Below are 19811 nucleotides of genomic sequence, written 5' to 3' on the forward strand. Positions count from 1 at the left end.
GATTTTTACTTATACTTTTGCAAAAAAAATAATTGTATGAGATTAAGATATCGTTTTGGTTATTATTTGGTAGGCTTTTTTATGGGTATGTTTGTCGTTGCTATTATTTGGAGCGGAAAAGATACACGTTGTAATTATTTTCCAAATGCCCGAGTTTTAAATGACCTTAGAAACAAACCTTTTCACTATGACATTGAAGCATCAAGACGACTTTCAGAAGATTGGGTTGATTCTACAGATGTTAAAAACACGCTAACTCACGGTGATGTAGATTTTGATAAAAGTAATATCAAAACCGATGGCGGAAAGTTGTATATCATTTATGGAAAGAATAAGAAAAATGAAGATATAACGTTAGAAGTTATCAACTACGAAAAGAAAGCTGTTTTAAGAAACATTATTAAAGAATAATTCATTCACTTTATTTTCAAAATAGATTAAGATTAAATTTTCATTATTAGATATAAAAAAAGGTTGCCAAAATTGGCAACCTTTTTTTGTATGATTTTAAAAGACTTATGCTTGTTCTCCTGCGTGTCTTTTTTCGATTTCTTCGATATCCTTTTTGCTAACTGAATCTACTAAGATTGGCGTTGCAATAAACAATGATGAATAGGTACCAACGAAAATACCAATCAACATAGCAAAGATAAATCCTCTAATTGATTCTCCACCAAAGATAAACATGATTAACAATACTAAAATCATCGTTAATGATGTATTGATTGTTCTTGACAATGTTGTATTAATCGAAGCGTTTACCACATCTTTGAAACTTCCTTTCAAGTTACCAGCAAGGAATTCACGAACACGGTCAAATACAATTACGGTATCATTCATCGAGTAACCAATAACGGTTAAGATTGCCGCAATGAAGTGTTGATCCATTTCCATGTGGAAAGGCATGTATTTGTATAACAATGAATAAATTCCTAATACAAAAATAACGTCGTGCAAAATAGCTGCTGTTGCACCTAATGCATATTGCCATTTACGGAACGAGAATGCAAGATATAAACCTACAACTGCCATTGCTCCAATAACTGCCCAGAACGAGTTAGTTTTAATATCCGCAGAAATAGCTGCACCAACTTTTGACGATTGTAAAATACCTGTTGTTTTACCGTCATACGTATTTATAAAATTTTCATAAGTTAAATTATCTGAAAAATATTTTTTCAAAGATGAATAAAGCTTTTCATTTACTTCTTTATCTACCTCAACACCTTCTTCTTTAATTTTATATTTAGTAGTGATTTTTAACTGATCATCTTCACCAAATACTTTTGCTTCAACCGCTACACCAAAAACCGCAGATAATTCTTCTGAAACTTGAGTTGGCTCTACTGGTTTTTCAAATTTTACTTGGAAAGTTCTTCCTCCTACGAAATCAACACCTTCGTCTAATCCGTTAACAAAGAATGAAACACAACTTACAATTACAACTACTGCTGAAATACCATAAGACCATTTTTTTATACCGATGAAATCGTAGTGGAAGTTAGTAAACCAATTTTTAGTTGTTGGTGTAGCAAACATCAAACTTCTATTAGCAGCAATATCTCTATCGATAAATATTCTAGCAATAAAGATTGAAGTAAATAACGAAGTGAAAATACCAATTAATAACGTTGTAGCAAAACCTTGAATTGGTCCAGTTCCAAAGATAAATAAAATTGCTCCTGTTAATACGTGAGTAACGTTAGCATCAATAATGGCACGCATTGCTCCTTTCCATCCATAAGCAGCTTCTACAGCTTCTGATAAAGACTTACCTTCGCGAAGTTCTTCTTTTGCTCTTTCATATATAATAATGTTAGCATCAACCGCAGTACCTAATGTTAACACGATACCAGCAATACCAGGTAAAGTTAATACAGCACCTAAACTTGCTAAAATTCCAAATAAGAAAAGTAAGTTTACTAATAACGCAGCATTAGCATACCAACCTGCTCTACCATAATAGAACACCATCCATAAACATACTAATAGAAAACCAGCAACCGATGAAATCATACCTGCGTCAATTGCTTTTTGTCCTAATGATGGACCAACAACTTCCGATTGAACAATTTCTGCTGCAGCAGGTAATTTACCAGCTCTTAAAACGTTAGCTAAATCTTTAGATTCAGCTACTGTAAAGTTTCCTGAAATTTCAGAACGTCCACCAGCAATTGGTCCAGAAGAAACACCTGGAGCAGAATAAACCACATCATCAAGTGCAATAGCGATGAAACTTTTTTGAGTAAAAGCTCTACCTGTTAATTCTTCCCAAACTCTTCCACCTTGACCGTTCATTTGCATAGAAACTGATGGTTTACCCATTTGATCAAAACTATCTTTAGCATCAACTATAACGCCACCACTTAGTGGTGCAACATCATCTCTGTTACCTTTTAATGCATATAAATCAACCGTTTCTGTAGATTTTTTTGTTTTAGCATCAACAATTGAAACTGGTTTTCCCCAAACAAATTTTACATTCTTTTTGTCTGCCGGAATTAAAGCACGAATTTCTGGTCTTTTGAAATAACCGTTGATTGCCGCAGTATCTTTTACATTGAAAACCGCTAAAACTGGTCCGCCACCTTGACCAACTAATTTGTCAAACAATGGATTATTTCCTGTTTTTGTTGCAGCAGTATCAGCATCTTTATCTGTCAATAACTTTGTTAATGAGTCTTGTGGTTTTGCAACTTCTTTAACTTCTGATTTTACAGTAGCTTTCAAAGCTTCGTTTGCACCACCAAGAAATTGACCAAATTCTTCTGCTTTATAGGTTTCCCAAAACTCTAATTCAGCTTTGCTAGAAACTAATTTTTTAATACGATCTACATCTTTTGCACCCGGCAACTCGATTAAAATTCTACCGGTTTGACCAAGTTTAGCAATATTAGGTTGTGTTACACCAAATTTATCGATACGACTTCTTAAAACTCCAAAAGCAGATTCTACCGATTCGTCAACTTTTCTTCTAAGAACCTTTTTTACTTGGTCGTCAGACATATTGAAGTTAATCTCATCTGATAAGTTTTTGTTAGCAAAAATATCTGGAGAAGCTAATTTTGCAGTTCCTTTATTGGCATCAAATGCTTCAAAGAAAGCATCTAAATAACTTTGATTACCTCTTTGGTTAGCTGTTGCATCTTCTAACGCTTTATTGAAAGCTGGGTTTTTAGAATTATTAGACAAACCTTTCAATACATCTTTAACCGAAATTTGAAGAATTACGTTAATTCCTCCTTCAAGGTCAAGACCTTTATTAATTTGTTTATCTTTTACTTCATTGTAAGTAAAATTAGTAAACCCTAAATTGAATACTTCTTCTTTCCCAATTGAATCAAGATATTTGATTTCCTTGTCAGGATTTCCACCTGCGAAAGCTTTTGCATCATTTTTTACTTTGTTTGCCACAAAAGTGAAAGAAAGTTGGTAGATACTCACCAATGCAAATAGAATTGCGAAAAATTTAACTAGTCCTTTATTCTGCATTATTACTAAAAATTAATTATTCTCTTGGTTATTGTTTTGAGCTTCAAAAGAAACAAACCATTGACATTCAAATCTTTACAAATCAAAGAAATAAAATTACAATTGTTCCCTTTTTTTGAAACGTGCAAATATATAATTCTAAGTGTGATTAACCAATATTTTGTTAATTAATATCAAAAAAAAAGACTGCAAAATTTGCAGTCTTTTATCAATTACCTTAATATAAAGTATTACAAATGCGATTTCAAATCATTATTCATGTTTCTAACGGCATCAGCACTTTTTGCAAACAATGCTTTTTCAGCATCATTTAAGTTGATGTCAACGATTTTTTCCACACCGTTTTTACCGATGATACATGGAACACCGATACAAATATCGCTTTGACCATATTCACCTTCTAAATAAACTGAACAAGGAATCATTTTCTTTTGGTCATTCAAAATAGCATCAACCAAATAAGAAACACTTGCACCTGGTGCATACCAAGCCGAAGTTCCTAATAAACCTGTTAAAGTTGCACCGCCAACCATAGTATCAGCAGCAACTTTTGCTAATTCTTCTTCTGATAAAAATTGAGAAACCGGAACACCATTATAAGAAGCCAATCTAGTTAAAGGAATCATTGTTGTATCACCATGACCACCAATTACCATTCCTTGAATATCGTTAGCCGGTTTATCCAATGCCAATGATAAATAGGTTTTAAAACGAGAACTATCAAGCGTTCCACCCATTCCGATAATACGGTTTTTAGGTAAACCTAATGATTTGAATGCTAAATAAGTCATCGTATCCATTGGGTTAGATACAATCACAAAAATAGCGTTTGGTGAATGTTTTAATAAATTTTCAGCCACACCTTTTACAATTCCGGCGTTGATACCAATCAATTCTTCACGAGTCATTCCTGGTTTTCTTGGAACTCCCGATGTAATTACCACTACATCACTTCCAGCAGTTTTTGCGTAATCATTTGTACTACCAACTACTTTAGTATTAAAACCTAAAGTCGTTTGCGTTTGCGTAATATCTAACGCTTTTCCTTCTGCAAAACCTTCTCTAATATCAACCAACACAATTTCGCTGGCAATTCTTCTGTAAGCAATAGCATCAGCACATGTTGCGCCAACGTTTCCTGCTCCTACAATCGTAACTTTCATTTTTGTATATTAATTTGTTGTTGTTTCTTTTCTTTTTGGGCAGCAATTCACGCTATCCGCTATATCTTTTTTAAAATTGCAAAAAAAGCAATTTTAAAAAAGGATGCCGCTTCTATCGTGGCTGCTTAGGCGTCGATTTTAGCATAAACGGCGTTCTTCTCAATAAACTCTCTACGTGGCGGAACCTCATCGCCCATCAACATCGAGAAAATTCTATCGGCTTCAGCCAAACTATCAATCGTTACCTGACGCAGCGTTCTAAATTCAGGATTCATGGTTGTTTCCCATAACTGTTCTGCGTTCATTTCTCCCAAACCTTTATAACGTTGAATAGTTGCGCTTCCACCCATTTTTTCGTTAGCTAAATCACGTTGGTCATCATTCCACGCATATTCTTTTTTGTTTCCTTTTTTCACCAAATACAATGGCGGCGTCGCAATATAAACGTGTCCGTTTTCAATCAACTCTTTCATAAATCGGAAAAAGAAAGTTAAAATCAACGTAGCAATATGACTACCATCAACGTCGGCATCGCACATGATAACTACTTTGTGGTATCTTAATTTCTCAATATTCAATGCTTTGCTATCTTCTTCTGTTCCAATAGTTACACCCAATGCTGTAAAAATATTTCGGATTTCCTCGTTTTCAAAAACTTTATGATGCATTGCTTTTTCTACGTTTAAAATCTTTCCACGCAAAGGCATAATCGCTTGAAAATTACGGTCACGACCTTGTTTTGCCGTTCCACCCGCCGAATCTCCCTCGACGAAGAAAATTTCACATCTTGCTGGATCTTGTTCCGAACAATCAGATAATTTCCCAGGTAAACCACCACCGCCAAGAACGGTTTTACGTTGTACCATTTCACGTGCTTTCTTCGCTGCGTGACGTGCTTGTGCAGCTAAAATTACTTTTTGAACAATAATTTTAGCATCATTTGGATTTTCTTCCAAATAGTTTTCCAACATTTCAGCAACGGCTTGCGAAACTGGAGAAACTACTTCTCTATTTCCTAATTTGGTTTTGGTTTGTCCTTCAAATTGAGGTTCAGCAACTTTTACCGAAATAATCGCTGTTAAACCTTCACGAAAGTCATCTCCCGAAATTTCAAACTTTAATTTTTCTAATAATCCCGAAGCATCAGCATATTTTTTTAACGTACGAGTTAATCCCATACGGAAACCTTGTAAATGCGTTCCACCTTCGTGAGTATTGATATTATTTACATAAGAGAAGATATTTTCAGAATAACTTTCGTTATAAATCAACGCTACTTCAACAGGAATTTCACCTTTCTCGTTTTCCATCGAAATCACGTGACCAATAATTGGCACACGGTTTCCATCGAGGAATTTAACGAATTCTTTCAAACCTTCTTTTGAATGGAACGTTTCTCCTTCAAATTCGCCGTTTTCTTTAGTATGTCTTCTGTCGGTAAGTGTAATTGTAATTCCTTTGTTCAAGAAAGACAATTCACGCATACGCGCAGCTAAAGTATCATAGGAATACTCCAGAGTTTGTGTAAAAATTGTACCATCCGGTTTGAATGTTACAACTGTTCCTCTTTTTTCTGTTTCTCCGATTTGCTTAACCGGATACATTGCTTTTCCTCTTTCATACTCTTGCTCATAGACTTTTCCTTCTCTATGAACGGTTGCACGTAAATGATCCGAAAGTGCATTCACACACGAAACACCAACTCCGTGTAAACCTCCGGAAACTTTATAAGAATCTTTATCAAATTTTCCTCCGGCACCAATTTTAGTCATTACAACTTCCAAAGCTGATACACCTTCTTTTTTGTGCATATCAACCGGAATACCACGACCGTTGTCTTCTACTGTAATGGAATTATCTTCGTTTATAATAACACTAATTGTATCACAATGTCCAGCCAACGCCTCATCGATAGAGTTATCAACCACTTCATAAACCAAGTGATGTAAACCTCTAACTCCTGTATCACCAATATACATCGAAGGACGCATTCTTACGTGCTCCATTCCTTCTAACGCCTGAATACTATCGGCTGAATAATTGTTCTTTTTAATCTCGTCGCTCATATTATTTTATCGTAAAAAAATCTATTTTTTGTCTAACACGCAAATATATGAAAACACATAGGATTTACTATTAAAATTTACCTATAAAAGTGTTAAGTTATTAACATTTTGAGCCAGATTTCAACAAAAAACGCCTGCCAAAAAATGACAAGCGTTTTTAACAAACAAACTAAACTTCAATCAAAACCAAGTTTCAACTCTTGGTTTACTTTTTATGCTATTCTACTTCAATAGCAGTATCTTTTACATAGGCATCATCGTGAACATTAGCCACAGCTCTACCCGATGGATCATTCATATTTTTAAAAGCTTCATCCCATTCGAGAGCGATTTTGGTACTACAAGCAACGCTAGCTTCTTGTGGAACGCAAAGCGCTGCTGCATCACTAGGGAAATGTTCTGTAAAAATAGAACGATAATAATATTCTTCTTTGGATGTTGGCGTTTGCAACGGAAATTTGTATTTAGCATTCGCTAATTGTTCATCCGAAATTTCCTTTGCTACCATTTCTTTCAAAGTATCAATCCAACTATAACCAACACCATCACTGAATTGCTCTTTTTGACGCCAAACAACGCTTTCTGGTAACATTTCTTCAAAAGCTTTACGAAGCAACCATTTTTCCATTCGCTCGCCGTTAATCATCTTATCTTGCGGATTTACACGCATAGCAACATCCATAAATTCTTTGTCTAAAAACGGAACGCGACCTTCAATTCCCCAAGCTGCCAAACTTTTATTGGCACGCAAGCAATCATACATGTGAAGTTTACTCAATTTACGAACTGTTTCTTCATGAAATTCTTTGGCATTTGGCGCTTTATGAAAATACAAATAACCTCCAAACAACTCATCGGAACCTTCACCGGAAAGCACCATTTTAATTCCCATTGATTTGATAACTCTTGCCATCAAATACATTGGCGTTGAGGCGCGAACTGTTGTTACATCATAAGTTTCCAAGTTATAAATCACATCTCGAATAGCGTCTAAACCTTCTTGAATGGTAAATTTAATTTCATGATGAATGGTTCCAATATGCTCAGCTACTTTTTTGGCAGCAGCCAAATCTGGCGAACCTTCTAAACCAACCGCAAACGAATGCAATTGTGGATACCAAGCTTCTTGTGTATCACCTGATTCAATACGTTTTTGAGCAAATTTTTTCGCCACTGCAGAAGTAATTGACGAATCCAATCCTCCGGAAAGCAAAACACCATAAGGAACATCACTCATTAACTGACGATGAACCGCAGCTTCCAACGCTTTTTTCAATTCATCAATGCTGGTTTGATTATCTTTTACAGCATCATATTCTGTCCATTCTCTTTTGTACCATTGCACAAATTCACCATCTTTACTTGACAAATAATGTCCTGGAGGAAACAATTCAATTTTGGTACAGTAACCTTCCAACGCTTTCAATTCGGAAGCTACATAAAACGTTCCGTGTTGATCCCAACCAATATATAATGGAATAATTCCCATGTGATCGCGAGCCACGAAATATTCGTCTTTTTCTACATCGTAAATTGCAAAGCCGAAAATTCCGTTCATTTCGTCAATAAAATGTACACCTTTTTCTTTGTATAAAGCCAAAATCACTTCGCAATCGCTTTCGGTTTGAAACTGATATTTTCCTTCAAATTGTTTTCTTAATTCTCTGTGATTGTATATTTCGCCATTAGCTGCTAAAACCAATTGTTTGTCTTGGCTAAACAAAGGTTGTTTTCCCGAAGCCGGATCAACAATTGCTAATCTTTCATGGGCTAAAATAGCTTTTTCGTTACTGAAAATTCCGCTCCAATCCGGTCCGCGATGACGGATGATTTTTGCCATTTCCAATACTTGAGGTCTTATTGTTTCTGATTTTTGTTTTAATTCAAAAGCGCACACAATTCCGCACATAATCTTTTCTTTTTAATTCGTTTCTGGAAGCAAATTTGAAGCTTTCGATTTAAAATGAAAAACAAAAAACATTAATTAATTACAATTTGTAATTAAAAATATGTTTTTACAGAAATATTTAAACTAAAACAATCTGAAAAAGTAAATTTTAGTTAGAAAATGTTACTCCAAGCTTTCAATTTTATACTGTTTCCCATTCACTTCTGCAGAAAAACCAATGGAATTTCCCATTAATTGACTTCCTAATGGAGATTGTGGCGAAAGCGCGAAAACGGTTTTGTTGTCGATAGTAATTTTTGGCAAAGCCGTAGAAATAAAAAGTAACATTCCGTTGGTTTGCACCAAACTTCCCAAAGTTACTTTTTGATGGATTACAGAATCATCAATTCGGTCGAGAATATTTTTTTGGTCTAAAACTTCTCTAAGTTTATGGTTGAGTTTTTCTTGTTCCAAATGCATCATTGACAATGCTGTTTCATGCTTGTCGCCAGCCGAGCCTTTGGCATCATTCTGTGCATCATCGGTTAAACCCGAAATCATGTCTTGAAAAACATCGATTCGGTCTTGAACTAGTTGTTTATAGTAGGTGAGGATTTGAAGTTTTGTCATCATATTCTTTTTTAACCACAAAGTTCACAAAGTAAGCACTAAGAACACAACGAAATATAGCGAGCTTTGTGAAAAAACTTAGTGATCTTTGCGGTTAAATAAATTAAAAATCAAACTTATAACTTGCTCCACCAAGAACTTGAATTCCTTGAACTGGATAATTTAACCAACGTTGGTAATCTTGGTTTGCCAGATTATTTCCTTTTAAGAAAAATGTTAATCGCTCGTTATGTTTGTAACCAACATGAGCATTCAAATCAAAATAGCTGTCTAAATTTACTGTTGTTAAGGGTAAAAAATCCTGAGCAAATTGATCTTTTCTTTCGCCTACAAAGAAAACGCTTGTTCCAGCATACCATTTTGGTGTAATGGTTACGTCAAGATTGGCACCAACTTCAAGCTGTGGTAAATTCCAAGCTTCGGCAACTGCATCGGTTGAAAAACTATTGAAAGTTCCGTTTACACCAAAAGAAACATTTTTAGAAAAATCGGCTTTTAATTCACCAAAGAAACTAATCGTTTTCACTTGGTCATATACTACACCAAATGAATTTCCGAAGATGTAACCATCCGTATTTGCATTTGAACTTTGAAATCCATTACTTGTAAATAACGCTTTGTTGTCTTCGTTTTTATATGAACCGCGAACATTATAGCTTACTGAATTGGCAAGTTTACCTTTTAAACCTACATAAACATCATATTTTTGATCGGTTGGTGCTATTCCCAAAGTTGGAGAAACAAAGAAATTTTGTTCTACAAATTCTCTGTATGAATTTTGTTTTAACGAACCTTCAATTCCAGCATAAGCAATCATTAAATCACCAACAACTTTATACGAACCTGTTACTTGTGGATAAATGAAAAACTTACTTTCTCCTGATTCTTGTGCGGCGCTGTAGAAAAATCCAACTCCAGCATTTACGCTCAAATCATCTTTTTGTAAACGAATGCTTGGTTGAAAACCAAGATTAGTATAACCATATTTTATTTCGCTTCCGCCAAAAAAATCTTTTTCAAATGAACCGCTGATGTAATCTACAATAAAATCGGTTTTGATTTTTTCTTCTACAATATCAAATTCCATTGAAGGTTTTGCAATAAAACGGTTTTCAGCCGAACCAAATGCATCCCAAAATCTATTGAATTTAATGGTACTTTCCTTTAAAAAACTATCACCAAGATTTAATCTTCCTGCTACATATAAATTATGATACGTTTGTTGTTCGTCAATGACATCAATTACCGCTTGGTCAAAATAATTTGGTAAGATTCCATACCAATTATAAATTTGATGTTGATAACCTGCATCGGCATTCCAAGACAAAGCGCGAGTTCGGCTACCATAAGTTAAATCCAACGAAGTGTTTGAAAATTTATCATCCAAAGTAACATTTTTAATTCCGCCTTGCGAAGAAAGATGACGAAGCATTCCGCCAAAATAATCGGTATTGCTAACGTTTTCGGTTACAAATAATTCTACGTTAGCAGTTCCATAATTTCCAGCACCAAGCGTAATATAGTTGTTGTATAGTTTTTCTTGTGCCGATTTTTCTACGTTGGCAGCTTTTCCTTTATTTGGTGTAAAGGTTGATGCTACCGGAAAAGAGAAAATATTGTATTTAATATTCTCTTTTTTTGACGTTTCATCATCGTCAAAAGATGGCGTTTCTTTTACTTTAAATGCATCCGAAATGGTTGGCGAATAAGGTTTAACCACATTCACTACTTCGGTTCCAATGTTTTCGTCTTTCTTTTGAGCTGAAACCACTTGAGAAAAAACAGCAATTGCCAATATATATTTTAAATTTTTCATATTTAAGTTTTTTAAGCACTTCGACTGCGCTCAGTGTGACAAAATTTAGTTTGTAATTGATGAATTGGTTTTAGAAATTTCTCCTTTGATGATATTTAATTCTGTTTGCGCTTCGGTAACAACATCAGTATAAGTTGAGAAATTTTTAATTACACTTTCTAAAATTGATGTAGCACTAAAATCATCTTTCAATTGATAATAGTTTTTTGCCATAACAATCAATCCTTTGGCTCCAAAATATTTATAACCCGAATACTCTTTGGCTAATTTTTGAACTGCTTTATTTGAGTCTTCAAACTTGCCATCTTTGTTTTTGAAATAGGCATCATAATACAAAGCTTCTGCGGCTAATTCACCTTTGGCAATAGTCAACAATTTTGCATAAGCTGAACGTGCTTTACTTTCGTCATTGGCTTTTATTGCAGAACGAGCAACGATAATCTGCGCATCACTTTTTACTTTGTCATCGGTTTTTGGATTAGCCAAAACTTTATCGGCATAAACTACCGCATTTGAATAGTCTTTTTGCTCAAAATAGGCACGCATCAAATTGGCTTGTGCAAACGTTACATTTTGAGGAAAATCGGCTTCGGTTTCTAATCGTTTTAAAACTGAAATTGCCTTTGTATAATCATTATTTTTCAAATGAATTTCACACAAACGAGCCAACGATTGTTCCGTAAATTCACTTCGAGGTTTGCTTACTACAAATTCATAACTTGAAACGGCATTATTAGGCAAACCATCAGAAAAATAGGCTTGTGCTAAATAGAAATTTGCTTTCAGCGAATGAATTCCGTTAGGGAATTTCGAAACATAACCCGTCAAACTTGAAATAGCTTGTTTGGTATTATTTTGTAAATATTGTTTTTCGGCAGCTTCATAAGTATCGTTATCCAAATCGGCATCAGAAACTTCCACAAAATCCAATGTTCTAACCCAAGTGGCATATTCATCTACTTTTCCGTTATCCATATAAATTAATCTTGCGGTAGAAACAGCTTCAACAGCTTCTGGAGTTCGTGGAAAATCGGCAACTACTTTTTTAAATTTCGTTAACGCTAATTCGTCTTTTTGACTATTATAGTACACTAAACCTTGGCGCAAAATTGATTTGGCAGCAAATGAACCCGTTTTAAATTCGGATAATAATTGGTCGTACGTTTTAATTGCCAAATCAGTTTTCCCTTCGTTTACATACGTATTTGCCAGTTCAAATAATGCATCATCACGGTATTGTGACGTTTTGAAATTTTGTAAAAACTTATTGAAATCGTCTATTTTACTTTGGTTTCTGGAAACAAAACCATAACTCAAAGCTTTTTGAAACGCAGCATAATCGGCATCGATGCCTTTTAACTCAATCGCTTTATTATACGCATCCATTGCTGGCCAATATTTTGAAGTTACAAAACGGCTGTCGCCTAAACGAAGATACGAATCGTTTAAACGAACTTTATCGTCTTTAACAGCATCGATTTGTTTTTGGAAAAAATCACCCGCTTGATCGTATTCTTTCAGCTTGAAATGAGAATACGCAATGTTGTAATTAATGTTTTTGTATTCTGGAGTTGATTTGGCTTCAGCTGCATTTTCGAACTGTTTCAAGCTCAATAATGCTTCACTAAAATTACTCAAAACATACTCGCTTTCGCCTTTCCAAAAGGTTGCTCTAGCTGTAAATTTTGCGTCTCTTGGCGTGGCAATCGATTTTTTGAACATTGCCAATGCTTCTTTGTAATTTCCGTCAGTGTATAATTCTAATCCGCGGTAAAATGTTACTTTTTGATATGCTGGTTTGTTTTCGGCTGAATTATTTTTTTCTAATAAAACCAAAGCATCTTTATAATTTTTAGACGTGATATAAGAATTAATCAACAACGTTTCGATTTCGGCTTTGCTTGAAGTGTTTGGATATTTAGCTAAAAACGATGATAAAACATCTGGAACTGATTGGTATGAATTTCCAATTTCGTAACTTAATTTGGCATAATTCAAATGAGCATCTTCCTGAATTTTTTTATCAAAATCCATTTCGGAAGCATTTTTAAACGCATTTAACGCTTGTTGTTTTTTATCCGTTTTTAAGTAACTTTCTCCTAAATGATAATAACCATTTTGCGCCACATGATCTTTTCCATCGATGATTTTATTGAACTGAGAAATAGCATTTTCAAAATCATTTTGCTTGTAATACGTATAACCTAATTGGTAAAAATCGGTGTTTGACCATTTTCCTTTTTTACCTTTATATTCTTTCAAATAAGGCAATGCTTTGTCATATTGTTGAAGATTGAAATAACTTTCACCAATAATTTTATTCAATTCTGATTTTTCGGCAGCCGAAGATTTTGGCATTGCTTTAATTCCTTCGTCGATTGCTTTTTGGAAATTACCCAATTTAAAATTCATATCAGCTTGAAAATACGTTAGCTTTTCTTTGTATTTTTCATCGCCCGAAACTTGGTCAAAATATTTATTAGCTTCTTGATAATTATCGGTTTCATAGTTCATAAAACCTAAATAATACTTGGCTTGCGAACCATATTCTTTAGAATTAACCACTTTGTTGAAGTAATTGGTTGCTTCTTTCTTATTTTTTGACGTAAAATAAGCATATCCTTTTTGGAAATTGAATTTTTCTTGTTCTTCATACGTCAACGAAGATTCGTCAACCTTATCAAAATATTCCATCGCTTGAGGATATTTTCCTTGCTCAAAATAGTATTGCGCCACTTCTTTGTATGCCTGATTTTGCTTAGAACTTGTTGGATAATCCGAAACGAATTTTTCCATCAATTCATCAGCATTTGACTGATTTAATCGAATAGCGCAAGTTGCAATATAGTAAGCGCAATCGGCTTTGACATCGATTTCTTTTGCTTCTTGCTTTACTCTTTCAAAAAGAATTTGAGCTGACTGGTATTGTTTGTCTTTAAACAGTACTATCGCTTTGTCTAGTTCTGACAACTTATGTACATAAATTTCAGACTGTTGAGCAGAAATCGTTCCAACAGTTGCAAGCGGTAATACATAAAATAACAATGATAATTTTCGCATTTCTTCCTATTTTACTTTTTTCAAAAATATTACTCTTTAATGGTTAACGTAAAAACCTTTGCTTTTATTATGAACATTCTTTTGAACAATTGACATTTAACATCTTTTTAGCATTTGAACTTGCTGCAATTTTTAGCCAAAAATATTTTCTGAAACAAATTATTTTGAATAGCAATTTTAACTTCTTACTTTTACCCAATAAACTAAACGCGATGTCAGAAACTGTTTTATCCTTAAAAAATGTTACTATTTATCAAAGCAACAAAGTTGTTTTGTCGCAAATAAATCTAGATGTTACTCCTGGAGAATTTCTATATATTATTGGTAAAACTGGTACTGGAAAAAGTAGTTTTATGAAAACGCTTTATGGCGATTTACCTCTAACGCAAGGCGAAGGAAGCATTGTTGGCTTTGATTTAAAAAAATTAACTGATAATGAAATTCCGTTTTTAAGACGAAAAATTGGTATTGTTTTTCAGGATTTTCAATTGCTTCCAGACCGAAGTGTTTTTGAAAACATGCATTTTGTTTTAAAAGCAACGGGTTGGAAAGATGCATCAGAAATGAAAACAAAAATTGACAGCGTTCTTGAAAGCGTTGGAATGCTTGGTTTTTCTAACAAAATGCCGCATCAACTTTCGGGTGGAGAACAACAACGTGTTGCTATTGCAAGAGCTTTGTTAAACGATCCCGAAATTATTCTTGCCGATGAACCAACTGGAAATCTTGATCCGCAAACGAGTGTTGAAGTGATGAATGTTTTGAAAAAAATAAACGAAAGCGGACGAACCATCATCATGGCAACTCACGATTATGCTTTAATCATGAAATTCCCATCAAAAACATTAAAATGTGAAGAAAATACTATTTTTGAAGTCGTTCAGAAATCGGTTTAAGAGAAAAGTAGTTTTTCTATTTTTTTAGCATTTTCAATATCATTTAGAACAGTTGAAAGCACTTGGTTTCGCTTTTCATTTTCCTGATATTCTTTGTTTTTTAACTCATTTATCTTGGCAACAAACTCTTGCTTTGTCTCTGCTAATTCACATAAATTCAGAACAGTAACATCATCAATCATGTTTTTATTGACCAAACAAAAACGTCCATTGAAAAGTGAATTAACTACTTTTAATTTAGTTCCCGAACGTTGAAAAGAAAGCATTACGTTAATATGAGCTTCTGAAAATAAATCTGTCAATTGATTGCTGGCGTTTAATTCAACAAAAGCTACATTGGAAAGATTTTTTGCTTTGGTTTCGACCATTTTTTTTCCATTAGATGAAGCAATAATCAATTGATAATCGGGAATTTCTTTGAAAACTTCTATCAGGAATTTTGCTGCTTTTTTATTATCCGCCAAACGTAAATCACCATGATATAAGGCAAACTTTCCTTTTTTTGAAAGAAATTGATGTTGATTTCCGTGAAAAACAGGAACATAATCCGATTGATTGGTCATGCTTTTTACAACTTCATTTTCATAACACGAAAGTGTAAAAACATGATTAAAATTTGAAATTATTTTTTGATAACTCATGAATTTTTGAGCCACAAAATGATACATAATTTTCCAAAAATAATTAGTCTCATTTTTGCTCATTCCGGTATAGAAATCAGATTCAATGTTATGAAGTCGTAAAAATTTTTGATTTGGTAAATGTACTTTTTGAAGTATCATTGTGGTTTGCAATCCTTCAAAAAAAATAGGTGCATCGGTTTTAGCAATATTTTTAGCTAAATCATGATGAAATCGAGAAATAACTGGCAACGGAATTTTAGAAAAAAGAAAAAAAGGGTTTCTATTTTTTTTATACAAAAAAACGCGCTCAGTTATAGCTTTTAACTCATCCGAAACCACACTTCTATCTTGATAAAAACAATGTAAATAGATTTTAAACCCGATGGAATGCAACGCTTTTATTTTGTAAAAAACATCAATTACACCACCAAAATCTGGCGGAAATGGATTGTCAAAACTGATGATGTGAATAGATTTTGTTTGCATTGGTATTGACAAAAATAACATTTTAAAAAGAAGAAACCGCAGTTTTAATTATATTTGAAATTAAATTTATTTTATGCCTTTTTTTTCAGTAATAATACCCGTTTACAATAAAGAAAAGTATGCTCAAGCGGCTGTAAAAAGTGTTTTGAACCAAACTTTTACAGATTTTGAACTTATAATTGTAAACGATTGTTCAACGGATAATAGTAGAAAAGAAGTCTCAAAAATCATTTCTGAACAAATTAAAACCATTGAACATCTTGAAAACAAAGGACTTTCGGCTTCAAGAAATACAGGCATAAAAAATGCAACTGGAAATTTTATCGCTTTTCTTGATGCAGATGATGAATGGAAACCTGATTTTTTAGCCACAATAAAATCCTTAATTTCAACTTTTCCCGAAGCTCAATTATTTGCTACAAACTATGAAGAATTGTATGCTGATGGCATAAAAGTTATTCATAATCAAAAACTTTCTAAACTTGGGAATGATTTTTTGGTTGACGATTTTTTTGAATTGAATTTAGGCAAACCTATTTATTTTCCTGGAAGTTTATGTGTAAAAAAAACAGTTTTTGATGAAATTGGTTACTTTGACGAAAAAATTACCTACAGTGAAGATATTGATTTTAATATTAGAACCAATTTAAAATTCAAATTAGCTTACAGCACAAAAGCTCTAGTTACTTATACAATGTTTTCTGAAAATCAAATTACAAACAGTAGTGTAAAAAATAAAGTTTTCCCAGATTTAAACCAATATGAGATTTATACTGAAAATAAGTTTTCATTAAAAAAATATTTAGACTTTAACCGTTACATTTTTGCTAGAAAATTTAAGGCGCAAAATGACTTGGAGCGTTTTCAAAAAGTAACTTCTGAAATAAACTTCAAAAACCTTAATTACAAACAAAAGCTATTATTACGCTTACCAAATTCAATTGTCAATCTAATTTTTAAAACTAAAAGTTTGTTCTTAAAAAAAGGATTTATGGTTTCTACTTATGATTAACATAAGCTAAAAAATCATCAAAATTCCTGATATAATCTTCTTCCAAATATTCGCCAGAAGATAAAACTAGACAAACTGCTCCCGACGAAAAATTTTCTAGTTCGCGCCAAATATTAGATTTTATCAAAAGACCTTTATCGGGTTTATTTAATGAAATTATTTTTTGATTTTTTCCATCATTTACCACCACATCAAAACTTCCCGAAAGAGGAATTAGCAATTCAAATTGTTCTTTATGAGCATGTCCGCCACGTCTTGCAGAGCTTGGAACGTCAAATAAATAATAAACTCTTTTTATTAAAAACGGAATGATATCATTTTCAATAACAGCAATATTTCCTCTGTAATCTTCAATTTTTGGTATCTGTAAAATTTCTATATTCATATTGCTAACTTACTACTTTTTAAACAAATCAAGCCAAAGCTGTCCAATTGTTTCTGTTTCCAAATGCTTGATACTTAATTTTGCATTGCTTTTACAATTTTTATACAGTTTAGTATCTTCAATAAAAGTATTCATGGCTTGTGATAACTTTTCAAAATCCTGATTGTCAACTAAAATTCCATTTTCTCCATGTTGTATAATTTCGTTTGGACCGCTGAAACAATCAAATGAAACAACTGGCGTTTCAACAGCAAGAGATTCTATCAAAACATTTGGAAAACCTTCATTTTTACTCGACAAAACGGTAAAAATTGCGTTTTTATAATACGGAAAAGGATTTTCTTGATATCCTAAAAATTTAACTCGGTTTTCCAATCCAAGATTTTTGGCTAATTGAATATACTTTTCTTGATTTTTTCCTTCGCCAAGAAAGACTAAATCAATTGCTTTTTGAGGTAAATTTGATTTTGAATAAGCAATAATCAGTTGGTCAAATTGCTTGATATCATTGTTCATTCTGCCAGCTGCAAGAATGTAATTTTGAGTTTCGGGAATGAATTCTTCTTTTAATTTTATAATCTCTTCAAAATCAATCGGATTGTAGATATATGTTACATTTTGGGCAAATTTTTCTTGAATAATCTTATCTTTTACAGCACTAGAAACTGCAACAATTTTTTTGTTTTTATAAATTAGTTTAGACAGAAAAGATGATTTTGGAAAATAATAATTCAAAACTCCACTTCTAACTGAAAAAATGGCTTTCTTTTTATAAATCAAATTGGAGATTAAAAATTCCTGAACAAAAACATTTCTCATTCTGAAGTCGATAATTACATCAAATTGATTTTTTTCGACAAACTGTTTTAGTTTTATAAATCGACTGATTTTTCTAGTTATTGGATTGGAATTTTTATGAATTTTTCCCAAATTGAATAATTCACCCGAATTTTTATAGGTTACTGAATCTAAAAAGATACAATTGAAAACCTGATGATTATTGGCTACAAAATATTCGGACAAACGAGCATGAACTCTTTCGGCTCCGCCAACAGACAAACTATCGCCGATGATAGCAATTTTGTATGCTTTACTTTGTATTATCATTATTGATTACCTATTTTCGTAACAAATATAACCATTTATGAAGATTTTACTTCTTGGCGAATACAGTAGATTGCATAATTCTTTAAAGGAAGGATTGATTGCGCTTGGTCATGAGGTAATTATCGTTAGTAATGGTGATGGTTTTAAAAATTATCCTGCTGATTATTCCATAAGAGCAAAATGGTCAAGTGGTAAATTGGTCAATTTTTTTAGACAAATTATCTATAAAATCTTCCGATTTGATATTGCAAAATTGGAACAAGGCATTCGTTTTTATTTTTTACTGAGTAAACTGAAAGGATTTGATATTGTTCAATTAATTAACGAACGACCAATTAAAACGACATCTTCTTTAGAATTGTTTCTTCTTAAAAAGATATTCAAAAACAATAAAAAAGTTTTCTTTCTATGCTGTGGTAATGATTATCTGATTGTAAAATCGATGCTTGAAAGAAAATTGGAAAAGTCTATTTTAAATCCTTATTTTGAAGATAACAGTTTAAAAAATGACTATAAATATGTATTTGAATATACTAAAAAAAGTCATTTCAAAATTCATAATTTCGTATACCAAAATTGTGTTGGAATTATAGCTTCGGATATGGATTATTATTTGCCTATGAAAGATGATACTAAGTTTTTAGGGCTAATTCCAAATCCGATAAATAGTTCTGTTTTAGAACATCAGCAAGTACATATACATTCTAAAATCATCATTTTCTTGGGTATAAATCAATGGAATGCTATTCAAAAAGGGATTTTTTATTTTGAAAAAGCACTTGAAATAATCAAAAAGAAATATCATGACAATGTCGAAATAATAATTACTAAAAATATTCCGTATAACGAATATATTAATATTTACAACAAAGCTCATATTTTACTCGACCAATGTTTTGCTTATGATCAAGGTTACAACGCTTTGGAAGCTATGGCAAAAGGAAAAGTAGTTTTTACTGGTGCAGAAAAAGAATTTTTGCTAAACTACAATTTGCAAGAAGATGAAGTTGCCATTAATGCAAAACCTAATGTTGATTATTTAGTAGAAAAACTTTCTATGCTAATTGAAAATCCCGAAAAAATCATTCAAATAAGTAAAAATGCAAGAGCTTTTATTGAAAAAGAGCATGATTATGTAAAAATAGCTAAAAGGTATTTGTCAATTTGGGAAAAATAAAACACTTATA

At 32.7% G+C, this 19811-nt stretch carries 14 protein-coding genes; 4 read left to right on the forward strand and 10 right to left on the reverse strand.

Going from position 1 to position 19811, the window contains the following annotated elements; all coding sequences use genetic code 11:
* Positions 1 to 36: 36 nt before the first annotated feature.
* Complete coding sequence (locus tag G6042_RS07960; RefSeq protein ID WP_169523778.1) at positions 37 to 411, forward strand: DUF4258 domain-containing protein; 375 nt, start codon at positions 37 to 39, stop codon at positions 409 to 411.
* A gap of 105 nt (positions 412 to 516) precedes the next feature.
* Here G6042_RS07960 and secDF read toward each other — a convergent pair whose 3' ends face one another.
* The 7 genes from secDF to G6042_RS07995 form a co-directional block, all read right to left on the reverse strand.
* Positions 517 to 3492, reverse strand: coding sequence for a protein translocase subunit SecDF (gene secDF, locus G6042_RS07965; RefSeq protein WP_169523779.1), 2976 nt, complete (start codon positions 3490 to 3492; stop codon positions 517 to 519).
* 230 nt (positions 3493 to 3722) lie between these two features.
* Positions 3723 to 4655 carry a malate dehydrogenase gene (mdh, locus tag G6042_RS07970; RefSeq protein ID WP_169523780.1) on the reverse strand — a complete coding sequence of 311 codons (933 nt, stop codon included), beginning with the start codon at positions 4653 to 4655 and terminating at the stop codon, positions 3723 to 3725.
* A 125-nt stretch (positions 4656 to 4780) separates the two neighbouring features.
* Positions 4781 to 6721, reverse strand: a complete 1941-nt coding sequence (gene gyrB / locus G6042_RS07975) for a DNA topoisomerase (ATP-hydrolyzing) subunit B (protein WP_169523781.1) — start codon at positions 6719 to 6721, stop codon at positions 4781 to 4783.
* 217 nt (positions 6722 to 6938) lie between these two features.
* Positions 6939 to 8630: an asparagine synthase B gene (asnB, locus tag G6042_RS07980; RefSeq protein ID WP_169523782.1), complete on the reverse strand. Its 1692-nt coding sequence runs from the start codon at positions 8628 to 8630 to the stop codon at positions 6939 to 6941.
* A 162-nt stretch (positions 8631 to 8792) separates the two neighbouring features.
* Complete coding sequence (locus G6042_RS07985; RefSeq protein ID WP_169523783.1) at positions 8793 to 9242, reverse strand: hypothetical protein; 450 nt, start codon at positions 9240 to 9242, stop codon at positions 8793 to 8795.
* A gap of 100 nt (positions 9243 to 9342) precedes the next feature.
* Positions 9343 to 11055 carry a TonB-dependent receptor gene (locus G6042_RS07990; RefSeq protein WP_169523784.1) on the reverse strand — a complete coding sequence of 571 codons (1713 nt, stop codon included), beginning with the start codon at positions 11053 to 11055 and terminating at the stop codon, positions 9343 to 9345.
* 45 nt (positions 11056 to 11100) lie between these two features.
* Positions 11101 to 14115, reverse strand: a complete 3015-nt coding sequence (locus tag G6042_RS07995; RefSeq protein WP_169523785.1) for a tetratricopeptide repeat protein — start codon at positions 14113 to 14115, stop codon at positions 11101 to 11103.
* A gap of 212 nt (positions 14116 to 14327) precedes the next feature.
* Between G6042_RS07995 and G6042_RS08000 the strand changes: the two genes are divergently transcribed.
* Positions 14328 to 15011, forward strand: coding sequence for a cell division ATP-binding protein FtsE (locus tag G6042_RS08000; RefSeq protein WP_169523786.1), 684 nt, complete (start codon positions 14328 to 14330; stop codon positions 15009 to 15011).
* On the opposite strand, the gene G6042_RS08005 is transcribed toward G6042_RS08000, so the two are convergent.
* Entirely contained in the window at positions 15008 to 16120 is a 1113-nt protein-coding gene (locus tag G6042_RS08005; RefSeq protein WP_169523787.1) for a glycosyltransferase, read from the reverse strand. The genes G6042_RS08000 and G6042_RS08005 overlap by 4 nt on opposite strands.
* Before the next feature lie 73 nt (positions 16121 to 16193).
* Between G6042_RS08005 and G6042_RS08010 the strand changes: the two genes are divergently transcribed.
* The gene (locus tag G6042_RS08010) at positions 16194 to 17132 is read left to right on the forward strand and encodes a glycosyltransferase family 2 protein (protein WP_169523788.1); all 939 of its coding nucleotides are present in this window, start codon (positions 16194 to 16196) and stop codon (positions 17130 to 17132) included.
* On the opposite strand, the gene G6042_RS08015 is transcribed toward G6042_RS08010, so the two are convergent.
* Positions 17119 to 17517: a sugar 3,4-ketoisomerase gene (locus tag G6042_RS08015; protein ID WP_169523789.1), complete on the reverse strand. Its 399-nt coding sequence runs from the start codon at positions 17515 to 17517 to the stop codon at positions 17119 to 17121. The genes G6042_RS08010 and G6042_RS08015 overlap by 14 nt on opposite strands.
* 12 nt (positions 17518 to 17529) lie before the next feature.
* Positions 17530 to 18624: a glycosyltransferase gene (locus G6042_RS08020; protein WP_169523790.1), complete on the reverse strand. Its 1095-nt coding sequence runs from the start codon at positions 18622 to 18624 to the stop codon at positions 17530 to 17532.
* Positions 18625 to 18661: 37 nt separating this feature from the next.
* Between G6042_RS08020 and G6042_RS08025 the strand changes: the two genes are divergently transcribed.
* Entirely contained in the window at positions 18662 to 19801 is a 1140-nt protein-coding gene (locus tag G6042_RS08025; RefSeq protein WP_169523791.1) for a glycosyltransferase family protein, read from the forward strand.
* Positions 19802 to 19811 lie beyond the last annotated feature (10 nt).

It is taken from the genome of Flavobacterium solisilvae (assembly GCF_012911605.1).
Taxonomy (GTDB): Bacteria; Bacteroidota; Bacteroidia; order Flavobacteriales; family Flavobacteriaceae; genus Flavobacterium; species Flavobacterium solisilvae.